The organism is Pseudothermotoga sp., assembly GCF_031962025.1.
GTDB lineage: Bacteria > Thermotogota > Thermotogae > Thermotogales > DSM-5069 > Pseudothermotoga_B.
On sequence record NZ_JAVRKW010000013.1, the window covers coordinates 16,475 to 35,633 of the forward strand.

Genomic DNA, 19,159 nt, shown 5'->3' on the forward strand with positions numbered 1-19,159 from the left:
CCTTTTCAATCTACAAATTCTTTGAGATGCTTAAGTCCCATCTTTAAACCAGCTTTTGACCTTTCGACACTGCCAGACCAGACCGGATCTTCATGTTCTATGCTGATCACAAAATCGTAGCCGATTTTCTTCAAAGCTCTGATAAATTCCTGCCAATCTATTTCTCCCAAACCTGGCAGTCTGTATACCCACCAGCTTTTGCCGTGCAAATTGGTTCCAAAATGTCCAAAGATGCTCTGATCATGCAGTTTATCGTCGTCTATTTCAACATCTTTTGCATGAACATGAAAGATCCTGTCCTTGAACTGCTCAATTGCGTTTATATAATCGATACCAAGCCAGAACAGATGAGATGGATCGAAATTCAAGCCAAAAGAATCCGGTGTTATTCTGAAGATTTCTTTCCACAACTGAGGTGAGTAAAAGATATTGCCTATTTTTTCAGGTTCTTGCCATCCCACCATTGGACAGTTTTCTATCATCAGCTTTACATTCTTTTTTTCCGCATAAGCAATCAACGGTTTGAATACTTTTTCAAATTCACTTATGTTTTCCTCGACAGATTTTCTTATGTCTCTTCCGATAAAGGTCCCGACAAGTTCTACTTTCAAAAGATGCGCAGCATCTATGACTTTCTTAAGATGTTCGTTGATGCTTTTTCTTTTTTGTTCGTCTGCATCGAGGTTGTTATCGTAATAGGCTAAGGAAGATATGAACAGGTTGTGTTTATCGAGTAATTTTTTAATCTCTTCGGCTTTCTTTTCATTGAAGTCTGTAACGTCTATGGTCGTTGATGAAAAATCTCTCTCGTTCACAAGCGGCCAGGCAGCAACCTCCAAAGCTTCAAATCCGTTCTCCCCAGACCATTTTGCTATTTCTTCAAACTTTGTATTTCCAAGGGCAACTGTCAAAAAACCGATTTTCATCCTTTAACCTCCTTAAGGGTCAGGCATGCGCCTGACCCCGGTTCTAAAAGACAGATTCTGGGAAGTAATAGTCTTTTGCATTCTCTTTTGTTATCGTTTCTGTTGCAAGAATGATCTTTCTTGGAATACCTCTCTGATAGAATCCGTTGAGATCCTGTTTTCTCAGAGCCATTACCGCAAGGTTTATAGCTGTGGAAATCATGTTTGGTGGATAAGTGAAATCAACACCGATGAGTGGGTTGCCATCCATGATCATCTTGACGATATTCTTCTCGCAAGCGCCACCAACCAGTACAATGTTTTTGTCTCTGCCAGCTTGCTTGAGCGCCAGAAGAACACCGTGGAGCATATCATCGTCGCCTGTCCAAACTGCATCGATTGTTGAGAACTTTGTCAGAAGTGTTTGCATAACCTCAAAGGCTTTTTCTCTGCTCCAGTATCCCGGTTGCTCGGCTATGATCTTCAAATCTGGATAAAGACTTATGGCATCTTTGAAGGCTTTCACTCTTTCATCGTCGATACTGCATGGTATACCTCTGATAACTACGATATTTCCCTTTCCTTTGAGCTTTTCAGCAATGTACTTTCCGGCGAGATAGCCGTACATGTAGTTGTCGCCAGCAATGTAGGTGTTGTACTCTTCAGAATTTATTCCCCTGTCTACTATGACTGTGAAAATGCCCTGTCTGAATGCTTGAACACAAATCGGTGTGAGTGGAGCTGATTCGTAAGGGTTGATCACAAGTGCATCAATGCCTTTTGCCATGAGAGCTTGAACCTGAGCTATTTGCTCACTTGGCTCTTTTGCTGTCACCAGGTAAAATTCGACGTTTGGATCATTCTGGTACTGCTTGATGGCATACTGTGCCCACCAGACCATTCCACCAGTCCATCCGTGATCTGCTGCAGGGATTGCCACACCTACTCTGATCTTTTCGGCGAAACTAAACACCACCATTGCTACAAACAAGAACACAAGAAACCTTCTCATAAAAACACCTCCCTTGAAATAACCCCTCATGGGGTTTATTCTTTTTTCAAATTTTGCAGCAATACCGCCGCGATGATGATCAGACCTTTTACCATACCCTGCAGATAAACTGCGACGTTGAGCATAACGAGCATGTTGTTTATCACTCCTAAGATCAAAGCCCCAAAGAAAGTTCCAAAAACACTACCCCTGCCACCGCTGAGACTTGTACCACCTATTACCGCAGCGGCTATTGCATCCAATTCAAAACCGTTACCCGTCGAAGATGAACTAATTGCGCTCATCATCGAAGATAGTAAAATCGCCGATGTCGCAACGGAGATGCCGCTTACCACATATGTCCATGTTCTAACCATATCGACTTTGATGGCTGAATAAAGCGCCGCTGTCTCATTTGCGCCAACGGCATAAATGTGTCTGCCAAATTTTGTTTTATCCAGCAGTATATAGGCAAGCGCGGCATAGGCTATGAAGACAATCATTGGTAGTGGTAGCCCAAAGACAAACCGCATACCTATACTCGTGTACTTCTGTGACATAGTCATGTAAACTCCACCATTTGCGAAATTCAAAACTAAGGACCTGTAGATTGCCATACCACCGAGTGTTGTGACAAATGCAGGTATTCTGCCTTTTGTGGTCAACAATCCGACACCGAATCCCAGCAGTACCGCTAAACCATACGTAAGCACAATCGAAAGAACCACAGAAGATGTTTTATCACCAAACCTGTTCACCGACTGGATCGCCACAGAACCCAGTAGAGCCAGCATTGAGCCAACTGAAAGATCTATACCACCTGCTATCATCACGAAGGTTATTCCTATGGCGATGATACCAACGTACGATGTCTGCCAGAATATGTTCAGTATGTTTCTTGGCTTTAGGAATGCCGGACTCAATATACCGGAAAAAGCCATTAAACCGATTAAAATGAAAACAATGAGATACTTTGAAAAGTTCAATTTGAAAGCTGTTTTAATCTTTATGAGAACCACCTTCCTCTACACCCGTAGCAAGATAGATCAGGTTTTTCTCATTGATCTGTTCGCCAGACACAGAGCCAGCTATTTTTCCATTTCTCATAACGATTACTCTGTTGCATAACCCAATTATCTCTGGTAATTCTGATGAAACCACGATGAAAGTGACATCGAGCTCCTTTACCATCTGGTGCATAATTTCATAAATCTGATGTTTTGCATTGACGTCAACACCGCGCGTGGGTTCATCAAAGATGAAGATTTTGGCACCTGTTTGCACGAGCTTTGATATCACCACTTTCTGCTGATTGCCGCCGCTCAGTGTTCTGGCAAGTTGAAAAGGTGTTCTTGCTTTTATATCGAATTTCTCCTGGTAGCTTTTGAAAGTCTCTATTTCTTTTCTTTTTTTGAGCAAAATCTTTGAAAATTTTTCCAGTGACATAACCGTGGTGTTCATAAACACCTGCAAAGAAAGAATTATCCCCGCAGTTTTTCTATCTTCTGGTAGATAAACTATGCCTGATCTTTTCGCATCCTGTACAGAGTTGATGTCGATTTTTTTGCCATTTAGCAAAATCTGACCACTTTGCAATTTCCTAATACCTATTATCGCTTCCATTAGCTCGGTACGACCGGAGCCAACAAGACCGTAGAAACCGAGTATTTCTCTTTTGAAGACCTTAAAGTCCACATCTTTGAAGGTACCATCTTTTGAGGTGAGATTTTTCACTTCCAGTAATACCTCTTTTGCAGGTGTAGATTTTGGGGGATACATTTCATCCAACTTTCTACCTATCATGAGTTCTGCTATCTGTTTTTCTGTGAGCTGCTGTGTTTGCCCTTCGTAAACCTTTCTACCATCTCTGAGAACAACCAGTTCATCGGTAATTGCTTTGACTTCTCTCAACTTATGGGAGATGAAAACAACTGTGACACCCGAATTTTTCATATTTCTGATAACCTCGAAGAGTTTGGAAATCTCTTCTTCACTCAAAGAAGAAGTCGGCTCATCCATGATCAGCACTTTTACCTTTTTTGATATTGCTTTTACTATTTCTACCATTTGCTTTTGTGCCGGTGAGAGTTGAGAAACGTAGAGTTTTGGATCGATTTTTAACTGGAGTCTGCTCAGATACTCATTTGTTTTTTCGATCATCGCTTTTTTGTTCAAAAGAAAACTTTTTTCGACCTCGCTACCGAGAAATACATTTTCGTAAACCCTGAGACTGTCAACCAGATTCAATTCTTGGGGAATGAGTATTATACCCAGTGACTTGGCTTTGAGTGGGTTTAAATGAACCATTTGATTCTCAACAAAGATCTCACCCTGGGTTGGTTGCAAAAAACCGGATAAAATTCTCATTAAGGTCGATTTGCCTGCTCCATTCTCACCAACCACGCCATAGACCTTTGATCTTTGAAACAGCACGTTTACATCGTGCAGGACTCTTACAGATGAAAAATCCATGCATATACCCCTGGCAGACAGGACTGCTTCGCTAACCATCTATCCTTACTGTTCCTCCTTTTTTAGATGATTCAAGGATCTTTTCAACGATTTTTACAGCTATCATTCCGTCCTCTGGTTGTACAATTGGTTTTTCCAAACCAAGGCATACTTTTGCAAAATGGTCTATGACCGGCATCTTCCAGTATGGATCTTCATTTGTAAACAGCGGTTTGAGACTTATTTGACCGTGGAAACTGATAGGTTTTGAAAGATAGATATCGATCCTCGAAGGATCTGTTTGTCCTATCTTTATGGTGCCTCTTTCTCCGTAAATGACAGTGTAATTCTCCTCGAGACCCTTTGTGATCCAGTTGGCATCGAGTGTCGCAAAGCCACCATTTGAGAGCCTTAGAACAGCGCTTGCAATATCTTCGACGTTACCCTGTTTTTCCAGAGTCCCTATCATTGCAGTGCACTCAGTTATCTCCAATCCCGTTAAGTATCTTATGAGATCTACTTTGTGCACTCCAAGATCACCAAGAGCTCCAAACATCGCTGAGTCCTTCTGGAAAAACCAGGCGGCATTTGGGGACCAGTTTTCAGGACCTGAATGTCCGAACATCGTTTTCACAAGCCTTATCTGTCCAATCAGACCTGAATCGATTATCTCTCTGGCTTTTTGGTGATGAGGGAAAAATCTTTGAGAATGGTTTGTCATCAGTATTTTTTGTTTTTCCTTTGCCGTTTGAACCATTTCCAGAGCCTGCTGGGAATTAGTTGCCATTGGTTTCTCAACCAGTACGTGTTTGTTCATTCTCAAAGCATCAAGTGAAGCCTTTGCGTGAAGGAAATTTGGCAGAGCGACTACCACGGCATCGATATCTTCTTTTTCAAGCATGACTGAATATTCTGTGTAGAAGTGTATTTTCTCGTCATTGAGTTTTTTTCTGAAGAAATCCAATCTCTCCTGGTCTTTGTCTGATATCGCCACGAGTTGAACGTATTCAGAGAAATATGCATTTGGGATGTGCAGTACTTGTGAAATTTTTCCAGCCCCGATGATACCGAGTTTGATTTTCTCTGGCAATGTTAACACCTCCTCAGATTTGCATTACGTCAATAAGTTTCTTGTTGAGTGGAGATAGTGGAAACCTTGAACCAAAATGCCTGAATACTTCGGCAAAATCACAGCCAACCTGAATTCCTCTGAAACCGGCTGGATAGATGATAGATGGCATGATCTCCTTTAAAAAAACGCGTTCATCAAAAGCATCCTTCATGATCTCAATGACCTTTTTCTTGAGTTCATATGTGTCTGTTATGTCCACGGCTACATCGAAATCAAAGTCGACACTTGAAGCTGGTATTTCAAACAGATAGATTTCTTTTTCAAATTTCCTTGCCAGCTTGATTGTTTGCTGTGATACCACCTGGTGATCGTACAGTATCTCTGTATGCCAGTGCGTGAAGACCACATCCGGGTTGAATTTCTCAAAAACTCTCTTCACATCTTCAAATAACTTTGCCTCGTCGATCTGGCTGTATGAATATTCAAGGTATTCAGGTTTCGCGCCAAGCATATTAATTGCCCTGTCAAAACCATGAATTCTATCTTTGCACGCACAGATGGCAAGAATCTCATAGTTTTTCATAGCCATCCTTGCTATGGTTCCTCCCATTCCTATGATCGGATCATCACTGTGTGCCGAAACAACGAGGATTTTTTTCAATCAGATCCTTCCTTTCTCTTTGAACTTGACTGTCTCACAACCAATCTGGGAGAAAAAATGTACCTGTTTATCTTTTTGTTTCCCTTGATCAACTCGAAAAGGAGTTTTGCCGATATTTCACCCATTTCTTCGACTGGTTGATGAACAGAAGACAGAGACGGAGATATAACTTCGCATAACTGCTCATCATCGTCAAATCCAACGATTGCAATGTCCTGTGGCACTTTTAAAGAAAACTCCTTAATGGCTCTCATAGCACCTATCGCGACAAGGTCGTTCATACAAAAGACGCCATCCACCTTTTGACCAGATGAGAGTATCTTTTTCATCTGCTGATAACCTTTATCTTCATCGTATCCCACCGGGTACGCGACTGGTTCTAATCCAAATTCTTTCATGGCTGTTTTATATCCCTCAAGTCTTTGAAGTGAAACGTATAGCTCGTATGTTCCTCCAAGGTGAATGACATTTGAGCATCCATTCTCGATCAAATGTTTTGTCGCAGAATACGCACCATAAAAGTTGTCTAATACGATTGAAACGACATTTTCATGATCATAGTCTTTATCAAAAACGACAACGGGAATATATGAAGAAACCTCTAAGACCAGATCATCGTTAATGCGAGAATTTCCTATGATGATTCCGCTCACTCCAAAAAATCTCGCATTCTTTATGAGCATCTCTTCTCTATGTAGATCTCTGAATGAATCCATCAGGATAACCAGTGAGTCCTCACCACATGCTTTTTCAACACCGCGTGTGAGTCTGGCAAAAAACGGGTTAATTATGTCAGGTACAATGAGACCCACTGTTGTGATCTTTGTTTTTCTCGCCATCGTCCTTGCATGAAAATCCGGTGTATAACCGAGTTCCTTAGCCACTCTCAAAATCTCTCTGCGCTTTTTATCGCTGACCCGTCCCTTGCCGTTGAGCACCTTTGAAACTGTGGAGATTGAAACCTTTGTCAAATCGGCTATCTGTTTTAGATTCGCCACTATCAGACCTCCCGATGTTACAGAACAACCAGAGCAATATCAGATTCATTCATTTCTCTGACAAATTCTTCCCTCTGCCTGAAATAAGTCACCGATTCTCTAACCAAATTGTCCATCACTGATTCGTCGGCTGAAGAATTTGCTAAGACATATGGATCAGCATAAGGACCAAGTGGTTCAAAGGTGATAAACCTTCCTTGCTGGTTCATACCAATCAGATAAGCTGCCATTATGACCAGATCTAAATCTATCATTCCCTTGCCAGGTCCATCACGGTTACTATCTGCTATGTGAAGATTTATGAGTCGATCAGAACATTTTATTATGGCTTCTGCGATATTACTTTCTTCGCACAGCATGTGATAAATATCGCCATTTATATAGTATATCGCTGGATGATCCACCGCTTTGATATATGCAAGAGCTTGATCTACAGTATGTATTAAACTGACTTCGGCAGATCTTATTGGTTCAATAGCAGCTTTGACAGTCGATCTTTCAAAATACTTTGCACAGATTCTCATAGTCTCCACACTACGATACAGCTCGTAATCATCTTCAGGCTTAGTTCGACCAACAGCACTCGGAACCACTATTAGATACCGCCCGTTGACGGACTGCGCAAAATCTATTTGCCTTTTTACATAATCGATAGCAGCCTGCCTCACGTATGGATTTGAACTTGAAAGGTCGTTGTACTGCGAGTAAAGCCCACATATTCCGGACACTTCCATCTTTAAATCTTCCAGCACATCATTCACCTTGTTTACATTGGAAGAAATCTCATCGGTGTAATTATCACCCTTGAGCTCGACAAAATTTATCCCGTTGTTCTTCAGTCTGTATAAGGATTTTTCAAAAGATTCACGTCCGAACATCCATATACTCCAGGACAGATCAAGTTTTCTGGTCATCTTTTCCGGGTTCTTATTTTTGAACTCAAGAAATCTTTCTATTATCTGAAGTTTTTTGATCTGAAAATTCTGCAGTCTCTTCAATTGAAACACTCCTTATCTTTCTTCTTCGATATCCAATTCTTTTAAAGTGTTTCTCAACCAATTCAACGATTTTTCAAGTAAAATCCCGCCTTTACCTTCACATTCTATGCTCAGGGTGCCCTGGTAGTTGTTGTCTTTCAGTATCTTTAGAACCTTGCGTATGTTATCTGCATTAACGCCTTCGCCAACTGCAGAATGACTTATCCCTATACCAGTATCTTTCCCTCTCAAACTCATCGCAAGACTCTCAGAGACATCTTTTATGTGCACGTGCTTTATTTTCTTTACGAATTTTCTGCAAAATTCAACTGGATCCTGTCCGGCTATGAAAGTATTGCCTGTGTCAAGGTTGAGTCCCAATCTGTCGCTTTTGACAAAATCGAGCATTTTCTCTAACATCTCTGGTTTTGTTGTGAAATAGCCGTGAATTTCTATGTTGATATTTATCCCATAAAGCTCAGCAAGCTCAACAATATAGGAGTACGATCTTTTCATCAATTCCATTGCTTCTTGATCAGATAATCCTTCTGGCTTGTGCAATCCATCGGTGGTTGCTATGTTATCACATCCAACTAATTTCGCCCAGGGTAATGTTTTGCAGACGTACTGAACCCCAAAATACATCCCATCTTTACCGGAAAGAGGATAAGCGGCATCCAGTTGAGAGAATTTGACGCCATATTTTGACATCTTTTCCCTCATTTTGAGTGGATCCTCCGACAGAGAAATGTGAGGGAAATATCCAAGTCCATGTATCCAGGCAAGACCATCGATAACTCCGCATTCGATATAATGAACATCGTGTTCTTTAGCCCATTGTAAAGCCTTATCAAAACTGAAAACAGCAGAATTGAAAGCATCTGTATGGAACCCTATTTTCATAACTATCCCTCCCTGTCGCGTTTGATGGATTTTTTGAAAATACCCTTTCCCGCATACATACTGAAAGCACTCACAGCAAGCGAAGCCACTATGAAGATTCCAAAGACAACCTCCTGAAAATATGGATTAACTCTTAACATGTTGAGTGTATTGGAAATTATTCCCATGAGCAGAACACCGAAAAATGTACCCAGTATATTACCTTTACCTCCGGACAGAGGAGTGCCTCCAATAACGACAGCACCTATTGCCCTCAGCTCCAACCCAGAACCTGTGGTCGGTTGAGCTGCACCAACTCTTGACAAAAGTATCATTGAAGCAAGTCCTACCAGCAATCCATTTATCAAAAAAGCCAAAAGTTTAGTTTTGAAGATCGAGATTCCAGATAAATATGCAGCCGCAGGATTACTTCCCACTGCATAAAAATGCCTGCCGAGTTTGGAGTATTTCAAGATGAAGTGAGCCAGAAAATATATGGAAATTCCCACAAGAAACCCTAAAGGAAGTATTCCCCATATTCTTGTCAAACCCAGTGTTTCGAACTTTCCGTAAATAGTCTGGAATACTCCTTTTGTTATAGCGTATGCTGTTCCTCTAAAGACACTCAAAAAGCCGAGTGAAGTGATGAAAGATGGTGCCCTGAAAATCAAAGACGACGATCCAACCAGCAAACTATCAAAAGCCGCCAGAGTTAGAGCTACGATAATTACCCACAGGTAACTGACATCGTTTTTGATCATCATAGCGATCACACAGGAAACCAGCCCAATGTTAGCACCTACGGATATATCTATCTCTCCAGAAATTATCAAAATGGTCATACCAGATGCGAGTATGCCCAGCACGGCAATTTGTTCCAGAATGTTTGTGATGTTACTGAGACTGAAAAACCTTGGATTTATCGTTCCGGTGATGATTGCAAGGACCACTTCTGCTAAGAGCAGAAAAAACCACTGATTTTTGTACACTGGCCTTTTACCTTTCGGTAAAACTCGATTGGAATTACCCTGCTCTGACATAACATGTCCCTCCTGAGATCAGACGCCAATGAAAAGCCTGATTAAATCTTCTTCTTTTAGATTCTTATTGTCCAGAATATGAGTCAACCTTCCATTTCTCATAACACCTATACGATCGCTCATGGACAAAAGTTCGGGCATATCTGAAGAAACCATTATTATACTCTTCCCGTTTTCTGCAAGCTCCAGCATGATTTGATATATCTGTTCCCTTGCACCTATATCAACACCTTTTGTTGGTTCATCGAATATGTACAATGCCGCGTTGGGATTCAGCAACCATCTTCCGATGATTACCTTTTGCTGATTCCCTCCAGAAAGCTCTTCAACCAGCTGATTTGCATCTGAAACTACGATTGAAAGTTTTTTGACCGTTTGGGTTGAAAGCATCAGTTCCTCATTTAAGTTGAGTAGAAGTCTCTTTGACAATTTATTCCTGACAACCATCAGATTTTCTACCACGTTTCTTCCCAGAAACATACCGTATTTTTTTCTATCTTCCGAGACAAAACAAATGCCTTTTTTCATCGCGTCCATTGGTGATCTGAGGACAACCCTTTCTCCATCTATGAAAATCTCGCCCCTGTCCGGTTTCTGTGCACCGTATATCAAACTCACCAATTCTGTTCTGCCAGATCCCACCAGACCACCTATGCCAAAAATTTCACCCGCTCTGACATCAAAGCTGACATCTTCCACAACACCTTCTTTGGTGATATTGCGAACCTGGAACCGTATGTCACCTAACGGAATCTGCTTGCGCTGAAAAAACAGTGCGGAATCTCTTCCAACCATTTTCTTAACGACTGTGTTCAGATCAATATCTTTTGAAAGGTATGTACCCATTTTTTCACCGTCTTTTAGAATGGTTATTCTATCAGCTATTTCGAACACTTCGTTCAAATAATGAGAGATATATATTATGCCTAATCCTTCCGCTTTTAGGTTTTTCAAAAGGGTAAGCAGTGCTTTTGTTTCTTCAAGTCCCAATGAACTTGTTGGTTCGTCCATTATTATCACTTTGGCTTTTCTGTGCAATGCCTTTGCGATTTGAACCAGCTGTTTTTCTGCGGTAGACAAATTTGCGGCAACTTCGTCCGCATTCAGATTTATACCAAGCTTTTTGAGGATTTTCTGAGTTTCATCAATCTGTTTTTGCCTGTCTACTTTGAGTGGTATTTTCGAACCCAGCTCATTACCCAGGAATATGTTCTCAGCGACTGTGAGTGAATCAACGATTTCAGCATCCTGGTAAACTGTTGTGATACCAAGTTCGATTGCTAATCTTGGAGTCAGAGCTTTCATTTTCTTGCCAAGAATCGAGATTTCTCCTGATTCCGGTGAAATTGCACCTGACAAAATCTTTATCAAAGTTGATTTACCCGCACCATTTTCTCCAACAAGACAGTGTATTTCTCCCGCTCTTAAATCAAAATCGACGTTTTTCAAAACAGTATGTTCACCGTATATCTTTACTATGTTTTTGAGTTCAACAAGAAGGTCTTTTTCAGCCACCAACAATCAGCTCCCAAAATAAGGGGATGGAGAATTCCATCCCCTTATTCAGCATCTTAATTCAAAACATCCAGTAATCCTTTGTATTCTGGGAAATACTGTTTTGTGAGATCGATCCACACTGGATCTATATCCCATGGTACAACCTTGGTCTTATCATCTATCGTTTCGGGGGTGATAGGTGTTATTGGCAGGAAAATCCACTGTCTGAGTGCTTTGATCTTTCCGGTCACATATGAATGCAGAGCCAGGAATGAAACGAAGCCTTCCCATCCAGGTGAACTCGAAATTGAGTATTTGATTCCTCCCTCTTTGATCAATTCGATTCCATAAGGTGCGCCGTTTGTTGTGATGACTTTTATTGGATTATTCAGCAGACCTCTTGATTTGAGCATGCGGACAACTGCGGCACCCATCTCTTCGTTGAAAACAAACAGAACTGAAAACTTATAACCGGATTCAATTAAGTCCTGTGCCTGTTTTACCGCCTCATCCGGTATGTACTGTCCATCTCTGATGGCGACTATCTTGTTCTTACCCAGTTCTTTCACAGCAGGCTCAAAAGATTTGAGAAACATTTGTACTGGAACATGTTCCAGCCTTCCCATGATAACCGCGATATTCTCTCCCGGGTAATTGGTGGCGATGTACTGTGCGATATCCTTTCCCATGGCATCCCAGTTAAAATCGATACATGCAACGACGGGATCTTTTGATTTCAGAACTTCACCGACATTATCTGTTACAACAAGGGGTATACCGGCTTTGGCACACTCTCTTGCTGCTATGAAAGCGCCATTTGGGTTGAAGGAGAATATACACATTCCGTCTACTTTCATATTCACCAATGTTTGAATATTGGAGATCTCTTTTTCTACATCATAATCTGAATTCAAAACTACTACCTCAACTCCGGCAAGATTTGCGGCATAGACAAATCCTTCCACGTCTTTCCTGTACCATGTGTCCGGGCCGGGAGTGACATAACCATAAACCAGTTTCTTTGCCATGCCAATTGAAGCAAAAACGCTGACCAGTATCAATAATAGCAAGGCCAGTACCCTGAAATTCTTCATAACACACCTCCTCTATGTTGGCTCGTTTAATACGAGCCAGTCTGTACTTAACCACGGTTTTTTTCCTTAAATATCCAGTTAAAATGGCGATGTTTATGCTTTGTTTATGATAAGTCAAACGATTGACCAGCAATTTCATCTTAAAAATACCAAAAATCAACTATTGAGTCAAATATGTTCTCCTTTTGTATTGACGCAAATGCAATCGATATTGGTAGCTATCATGGTTTATCAATCAAAATTGCCTTTTTGCTAACCATTTCGCAGTTTTTCTTTGAAAATCTCGCGAGCGAAATCAGTCAAATTGTCAATTGGCTGAAAAAATCAAATGTTACTCTTTAATGTTGGGTAGATTTGCCAGGAAGGTGGAATAGTGACTGTACTCTACAGCGCATTTGTTGGTTTTTTGGCTGGTATTCTTGCAGCTTTGTATAGATTGTGTATTGTTAAGATAGATGCACTTAGGATTTTTATAGTATCAAACCACTGGTTTATTTTGTGGATGATACTGACAATACCGACCGCCATTGTCCTGAAAATAATTGCCACAAGGGCATCATTTGTCAGCGGGAGCGGTATACCTCAGGTTAAAGCTTTGATCTCAAGAAAAATCGATTACGATCCATTGAAGGTTTTATTCTACAAATTCGTCGGAGGAATTTTTGCAATATTCAATGGTTTTTCACTTGGAAGAGAAGGTCCTTCCATACAGATTGGATCTTCGGTTGGTTACTGGTTTTACAAGCATTCTAACGGCAAATCTGATAGAGAACAACTCATAACGATCAGTGCAGGCGCCGGGTTGGCTGCTGCTTTCAATGCACCGCTGGCGGCAATAGCTTTTTCAATTGAAGAGCTACAGATGAGCGTTTCGGTGCTGAGTGTTGTCAATTGTGCAGTTGCTGCAATCAGCGCTGATTTTGCTTCTAAGATGATTTTTGGTATGACTCCGGTATTCTTTGTTCAGCTAAAGGATGTCTTGCCTTTGAAATACTATTCATTGATAATTGTTCTTGGAATAATCGTTGGAATATCAGGTTCGCTTTTTGAAAGGCTATTGCTGTACTTTGTTGATGTCTTTAAGAATTTCAGGTGGTTGAATATTCTAATCCCAACTGCTCTGGCATGGGTTTTTATGATTTTTTTGCCGCAGATACTCGGCGGTGGTCATGAGCTGGTAATACACAGTTTATCAGGGTTATTTTCTTTGAAAACCATTTTGATTCTGTTGATTGCAAAATTTTTCTTCACGCTGATCAGTTATGGCTCAAAAGCACCGGGTGGTATATTCTTGCCCATGGTTGCAATTGGTGCAATGACAGGTGTGTTTTATTCAAAAATGATTGCCATGGTAAGTAGCATAGGTGATTTTTATCTTCCAAATTTTGTGATTCTCGGTATAGCAGGATATCTCACGGCAGTTGTCAGAGCTCCGCTGACCAGCATCATACTGACGGCAGAACTTGTCGGTTCATTTGATCATTTTTTATCCCTGTTGCTGGTTTCAGTCGTGGCTTATGTGGTATCTGGATTTCTCAATACACAGCCGATATACGATGTTCTTTTCAAGAAAATTGTGCATGGTGTTGAAAATGGTTATAAGAAAAAAGGCGAGGATACTGACCTCGCCTAAACCTGTACGATCTGTAGTTTGCTCTTTTGTGATATGAGTTCTGTGAAATGCTGGCATGATACCAGTGAGGATCTTTTCAACAGGTTGGTCAGAACTTTTCCGGGTCCAACCTCAATGAAGTTGAAGATATTCATTTTTGTGATATTGTAAATCGAATCGTGCCATAATACAGCCGAAGTTATCTGTTCTAACACGTAATTTTTTATTTCTTCTGGATCTGTCGTTTCACGCCCTGTGCAGTTCATCACTATTGGCCAGCGAGGTTTTCTGAACTTGACATCTTTCAATTCTTTTGCCATTTTCTGTTTTGCGCTTTCAAGCAAAGGTGTGTGGAAAGGTCCGCTGACTTTGAGTTCAACGACTTTTTTTGCTTTCGTTTTCAACAGTTGCATGGCGTTCTTCACACTGTCTTTGAAACCGCTTATTACTATCTGATCTTCGGCGTTGTGATTCGCGATCCAGACTCCCTCCAAAGTGGCTATTTGCTGTTCTACTTCTTTGAATTTCAAGCCAATGATCGCTGCCATTGTTCCTTCTCCTGGAGAAATTGCCTGTGAGATGTACTCTCCTCTCTTTCTGACTATGTACAATCCCAATTCAAAGTCGTAAACATCAGCAGCTGCAAGGGCAGTGTATTCTCCAAGGCTGTGTCCTGCTAAGACAGAAGGAACATAACCATTTCTCATCAGTTCATCGAAGGCTATATAACTTGCAAGGTAAATCGCTGGCTGTGCATTTTCTGTCAGTTTGAGAATCTCTTCGTCTTCGTTCATCAATTGATACATGTCAATACCAAGTACGTCCCTTGCCCTTTCAAAGAAAAAATATGCCCTTGGATATACAGAAAAATCTTTTCCCATCCCGGAATATTGAGATCCCTGGCCTGGAAAAATAAATGCTCTCATTGAAACACCTCCCTGTGAAGTTTTTGAACAGTTTGCCTGAATTCTTCAAAAATCTTTGATATGATCTCATTGACTGGTAATATCTGGTCTATCAGTCCTGCCACCTGTCCAGCCATGAAAGAACCGGAGTCTATATCACCTTCCAGCACAGCTCGTTTTAAACTGCCAACCAGTACTTGTTCTGCTTCAAGAGGGCTCTGTGATTCAAGTTCGCATATTTGCCTTGCAAAAGGTGTTTTCAAAACTCTTGCCGGATGACCGAGTTTCATTCCGGTCACAACGGTATCTCTTATCGAAGCACTCAGTATCTTTTTTTTGTAATTATCATGGATCTCTGCTTCGACAGAAGCCAGAAACCTTGTACCGATCTGAACACCTTCGGCACCCAATGCGAATGCGGCAGCCATTGCCCTGCCATCGGCAATACCACCGGCTGCAATTACTGGTATTTTCACAGATCTTGCTACTTTGTTCACAAGTACGATCGTTGTAACTTCTCCTATGTGGCCACCAGATTCCATGCCTTCTGCAATCACTGCATCTGCTCCAGATCTTTCGAGTAGTTTTGCCAGCGAATCAGAGGCAACTACGGGCAGCACTGCGATGCCTTGCTCCTTCAGAGATGGTATGTATTTTGCGGGGTTTCCAGCACCAAAAGTTACAACCGGAACATGTTCTTTCAAGACAACTTCTACAAGTTCATTTGCGTAAGGTGATGCGAGCATGATGTTTACACCAAAAGGTCTGTCTGTCAACTGCTTTAAAAAATGAATTGCATGTGTGAGCTGTTCTGGATTCATGGCACCTGAGCCTATTATTCCAAGTCCTCCGGCATTTGAAACCGCAGCCGCAAGTTTTGGTGTACCAGCCCAAGCCATGCCACCCATGAGAATTGGGTACTCTGTTTTCAGTAACTCAGTCACTCGGTTCTTCATCTTTTTTCACTCCCACCAAGAGTGTTGCTGTTGCCACGATTTTTTGCTGAACTTTTGCAACACCGCTGACTTTAAAAACACCCAGTTTTGATTCTTTCAATCTGACTTCGTAGGTGAGTACATCACCTGGTCTCACCATAGATTTGAATCTTGCTTCATCGATTCCAAGAAACAGTGGAATCACATTTTGATCTGGTTTGAGCAGCATGATGCCTGCAGCCTGTGCGAGCCCTTCGATTATCATTACACCGGGATAAATTGGATAATTTGGAAAATGACCCATGAAGAATATCTCACAGGCAGTTACATTCTTCATCGCTATTACGTGATCCTCAGTTTTTTCAACGACCCTGTCGATTAAAAGCATTGGAAAACGATGCGGTAGGATCCTCATTATCTGATCGATGTTCAACCCTCATACCTCCCGACCACAAGCGAAACGTTGTGCCCGCCGAACCCGAAAGAGTTTTTCATGAAATTGTTTATTTCAGCTTCAACCGGTGTTTTACCAACGACGTTGATGTTGATCTGTGGATCTAAGGTATCAAGGTTTGGCATTGCATGAACAAAATTGTTGTGCATCTGTAGAATGGATATCACAAGTTCTGCGGCTGCAGCCGCCCCGAGCAGGTGTCCCATAAGGGCTTTTGAGCTGTTAACATAAACACGTTTTCCAAAGACTCTTTCTATGGCTTTTGCTTCTGCGACATCTCCTGCAGGTGTACTGGTGGCATGGCAGTTCACGTAATCAATTTGATCTGGATTGATTTTTGCGTCTTTCAGTGCCAGTTGCATGGCTTTTTGAGCACCTGTACCTTCTGGATCCGGTGCGCTCATGTGGTATGCATCGTCGTTCATACCAAATCCCTTTATTTCAGCCAGTATATGTGCATTTCTTTGCCTTGCTATCTCTTCAGCTTCGATGATCAGTACGGCTCCACCTTCACCCATGACAAAACCATCTCTGTCTATGTCAAAAGGTCTTGAAGCCTTCTTGGGATCATCGTTCCTGGTTGACAGAGCTTTCATATTTGCAAATCCGGCTATTGGCAGTGGTGCGATTGTAGCCTCTGCTCCACCGACGATCGCAATATCGGCATAGCCGTGCCTTATGAGCATGGTGCCGATAGCTACGGCATGACCGGATGCTGCACAGGCGCTCACCGGTGCAAAGTTAATTCCCTTCAAACCGTGTTCCATTGCAACGATACCAGAAGCCATGTTTATCAAAAGCATTGGTATTAAAAAGGGGCTGACCTTTGAGGCTCCTGAAGATAAGAATTTGTTGTTCTCGGTATCTAAAGTTATAAATCCCCCCATGCCTGAAGCTATGAGAACTGCTGTTTTTTCCGAGAAAGCTGACAGGTCGATCTTTGACTGTTCCAGTGCTTCCTTGGTTGCAGCGAGCGCAAAATGAACAAATCTATCTGTTCTTCGAACGAGTTTTTTGTCAATGAATTTTTCAGGATCGAAATCTTTTACCTCTGCTGCTATTCTCACCGGTAAATTGCTCGCATCAAAACTGGAAATTTCATCAGCAGCTATTTTTGAATTTTTTAAAGACCTCAGCACTTCTTCCTTTCCAATTCCAATTGGTGAAACTATACCCATACCTGTGATAACCACTCGTCGCACTCGATCTACCTCCTTTGCGTTCATTATACCCACTAAGGAAAAAGGCGGTCAAACCGCCAGTTTACTCACTGAAAAATCTGCTTTTGTTTTTTTAACATTTAAGTTCTGCCATTTTGAAGTGTTTTTGTGAGTGAAAAATATAGAATGTGTGTCAGAATATAATCTAACCAAAGCTGGATGAATTGTTCAGTAGTGCGGTCTTTATAGAATCAACCATACCCGCAGAAACAGTTGAAGTAAGAGCAGTTTTGGCTTCGCCGCGCTGTGCTGTGTTCATCTTTGTGTAACTTTTGCGTCATATTCATTTTTCTATCAGTTGTGAATAGAATGCAAATGGTTTTTCTTTTTTCTTAGAAAAATACAGAGCCATATCTGCATTTCTCAAAAGGGTCTCAAGATTATCACCATCATCTGGGTAAAAAGCTATGCCAAAGTTTGCTGAGATTGAGAACGCAATATTTTCGACGATTAACGGCTCTTGAATCACCGCAAGCAGTCTTTTTACAAAAGCGACGACTTCTTGGTCAGAAAGATCGTATAACAGAAAAACAAACTCATCTCCACCAAGTCTTGCAACGATGTCATTTTCGCGGATGTTGTTTTGAGCTTTCAGAGCGATCATCTTCAGTAAACGATCGCCAACTGAATGCCCAAAATTGTCGTTCACTTGCTTGAATTTGTGAAGATCCATGAACAACAGGCAAACTGATTTATTCGTTCTTCTGGCAAGCGCGAAAATTTTTTCAGCAAATTCTTCGAGCAATCTTCTGTTTGCCAGACCGGTTAAAGGATCGTGGTATGAATAATATTCCATTATCCGTCTTTGTTCCTGGAGTTCTTCCTCAAGTCTCATCCTCTCAAAGAGCAACCCGACCTGACCGGCAAAAAGTTCAGCAACCTGTATCGATTCCTGTGTGAAAGCGTTTTCGTCTTCGAAGTTGTCCAGGTTGAAAAACGCTACTATCTCGTTTTTCACCAAAACTGGTATCGACAGCAGAGCTTTTATTTTGCCTATACGTTCATCAGAATACAGAAAGTCTCTTTTTTCGCTTGTCAGATTTTCTTGGTTGATCTTATGCAGATTTTTGATGATCTTCACCTTACCATCCATACCATAAGCAAGTTCTTCTGGTTTGAAAAACAGATTTCCAACCATTTTTTCACTATATCCATATACATTTGTAAAGACAAAAACGTCTTTTTTCTTGGTCAGCAAACTTCCTGCCTGTGCACCCGGCACGATTTCAACCGCTTTTTTTAGAATGTATCCAGATGCATCACGAATTTGCCCACTCAGGACGAGTTTGGTGAATTCGAGCAATGCTTCCTGAAGAAGGGTTTTTCTCAACAACTTACTGCTCAGGATTTTTTCAGATTTTGTCTTTCTAATTGAATTAGTTAATGTATGTAGAACACCGCCAAGAACTGAAAAAACCGCTGATATACTGAGTTCAACCGGTGAGAGTAAGCCATCTTTGGGATC

At 41.3% G+C, this 19,159-nt stretch carries 18 protein-coding genes; 1 reads left to right on the plus strand and 17 read right to left on the minus strand.

Annotation, left to right across the window (positions count from 1 at the left end; genetic code table 11):
- Positions 1–5: 5 nt before the first annotated feature.
- The 12 genes from AC4E92_RS08705 to AC4E92_RS08760 are packed head-to-tail and all read right to left on the minus strand — an operon-like array spanning position 6 to position 12,568.
- Entirely contained in the window at positions 6–926 is a 921-nt protein-coding gene (locus tag AC4E92_RS08705; RefSeq protein WP_490240201.1) for a sugar phosphate isomerase/epimerase family protein, read from the minus strand.
- 43 nt (positions 927–969) lie between these two features.
- Complete coding sequence (locus AC4E92_RS08710) at positions 970–1,917, minus strand: substrate-binding domain-containing protein (RefSeq protein ID WP_490240202.1); 948 nt, start codon at positions 1,915–1,917, stop codon at positions 970–972.
- Between the two features lie 35 nt (positions 1,918–1,952).
- On the minus strand, positions 1,953–2,915 hold the full coding sequence (locus AC4E92_RS08715) for an ABC transporter permease (RefSeq protein WP_490240203.1): 963 nt from the start codon (positions 2,913–2,915) through the stop codon (positions 1,953–1,955).
- Positions 2,896–4,407 (minus strand): sugar ABC transporter ATP-binding protein, encoded by a 1,512-nt coding sequence (locus tag AC4E92_RS08720; protein WP_490240204.1) that lies wholly within the window; start codon positions 4,405–4,407, stop codon positions 2,896–2,898. Before AC4E92_RS08720 ends, AC4E92_RS08715 begins: the two co-directional genes overlap by 20 nt.
- Entirely contained in the window at positions 4,400–5,437 is a 1,038-nt protein-coding gene (locus AC4E92_RS08725) for a Gfo/Idh/MocA family protein (protein ID WP_490240205.1), read from the minus strand. Before AC4E92_RS08725 ends, AC4E92_RS08720 begins: the two co-directional genes overlap by 8 nt.
- 13 nt (positions 5,438–5,450) lie before the next feature.
- Complete coding sequence (locus AC4E92_RS08730; RefSeq protein ID WP_490240206.1) at positions 5,451–6,080, minus strand: PIG-L deacetylase family protein; 630 nt, start codon at positions 6,078–6,080, stop codon at positions 5,451–5,453.
- Entirely contained in the window at positions 6,077–7,078 is a 1,002-nt protein-coding gene (locus AC4E92_RS08735) for a LacI family DNA-binding transcriptional regulator (protein ID WP_490240207.1), read from the minus strand. Before AC4E92_RS08735 ends, AC4E92_RS08730 begins: the two co-directional genes overlap by 4 nt.
- Positions 7,079–7,095: 17 nt before the next feature.
- Entirely contained in the window at positions 7,096–8,076 is a 981-nt protein-coding gene (locus AC4E92_RS08740) for a sugar phosphate isomerase/epimerase family protein (protein ID WP_490240208.1), read from the minus strand.
- A gap of 12 nt (positions 8,077–8,088) precedes the next feature.
- Complete coding sequence (locus AC4E92_RS08745) at positions 8,089–8,958, minus strand: sugar phosphate isomerase/epimerase family protein (protein ID WP_490240209.1); 870 nt, start codon at positions 8,956–8,958, stop codon at positions 8,089–8,091.
- A gap of 2 nt (positions 8,959–8,960) precedes the next feature.
- Positions 8,961–9,977 (minus strand): ABC transporter permease, encoded by a 1,017-nt coding sequence (locus AC4E92_RS08750; RefSeq protein ID WP_490240210.1) that lies wholly within the window; start codon positions 9,975–9,977, stop codon positions 8,961–8,963.
- A gap of 18 nt (positions 9,978–9,995) precedes the next feature.
- Positions 9,996–11,492, minus strand: coding sequence for a sugar ABC transporter ATP-binding protein (locus tag AC4E92_RS08755; protein WP_490240211.1), 1,497 nt, complete (start codon positions 11,490–11,492; stop codon positions 9,996–9,998).
- Between the two features lie 56 nt (positions 11,493–11,548).
- Positions 11,549–12,568 carry a sugar ABC transporter substrate-binding protein gene (locus tag AC4E92_RS08760; protein WP_490240212.1) on the minus strand — a complete coding sequence of 340 codons (1,020 nt, stop codon included), beginning with the start codon at positions 12,566–12,568 and terminating at the stop codon, positions 11,549–11,551.
- A gap of 373 nt (positions 12,569–12,941) precedes the next feature.
- On the opposite strand from AC4E92_RS08760, the gene AC4E92_RS08765 reads away from it, so the two are divergent.
- Positions 12,942–14,201 carry a ClC family H(+)/Cl(-) exchange transporter gene (locus tag AC4E92_RS08765; RefSeq protein WP_490240213.1) on the plus strand — a complete coding sequence of 420 codons (1,260 nt, stop codon included), beginning with the start codon at positions 12,942–12,944 and terminating at the stop codon, positions 14,199–14,201.
- Here the strand turns inward: AC4E92_RS08765 and fabD are convergent.
- From fabD to AC4E92_RS08790, 5 genes are all read right to left on the minus strand, one after another.
- Positions 14,198–15,106, minus strand: coding sequence for an ACP S-malonyltransferase (fabD, locus tag AC4E92_RS08770; protein WP_490240214.1), 909 nt, complete (start codon positions 15,104–15,106; stop codon positions 14,198–14,200). The genes AC4E92_RS08765 and fabD overlap by 4 nt on opposite strands.
- A complete protein-coding gene (gene fabK / locus AC4E92_RS08775; protein WP_490240215.1) occupies positions 15,103–16,041 on the minus strand; it encodes an enoyl-[acyl-carrier-protein] reductase FabK in 939 nt (312 codons plus the stop codon). Before fabK ends, fabD begins: the two co-directional genes overlap by 4 nt.
- Positions 16,022–16,453 carry a 3-hydroxyacyl-ACP dehydratase FabZ gene (fabZ, locus tag AC4E92_RS08780; protein WP_490240216.1) on the minus strand — a complete coding sequence of 144 codons (432 nt, stop codon included), beginning with the start codon at positions 16,451–16,453 and terminating at the stop codon, positions 16,022–16,024. The genes fabK and fabZ overlap by 20 nt, the downstream gene beginning before the upstream one ends.
- Positions 16,450–17,676 carry a beta-ketoacyl-ACP synthase II gene (fabF, locus tag AC4E92_RS08785; RefSeq protein WP_490240217.1) on the minus strand — a complete coding sequence of 409 codons (1,227 nt, stop codon included), beginning with the start codon at positions 17,674–17,676 and terminating at the stop codon, positions 16,450–16,452. Before fabF ends, fabZ begins: the two co-directional genes overlap by 4 nt.
- Positions 17,677–17,977: 301 nt before the next feature.
- Positions 17,978–19,159: diguanylate cyclase domain-containing protein (locus AC4E92_RS08790; RefSeq protein ID WP_490240218.1), on the minus strand; the 1,182-nt coding region annotated here is incomplete at its 5' end.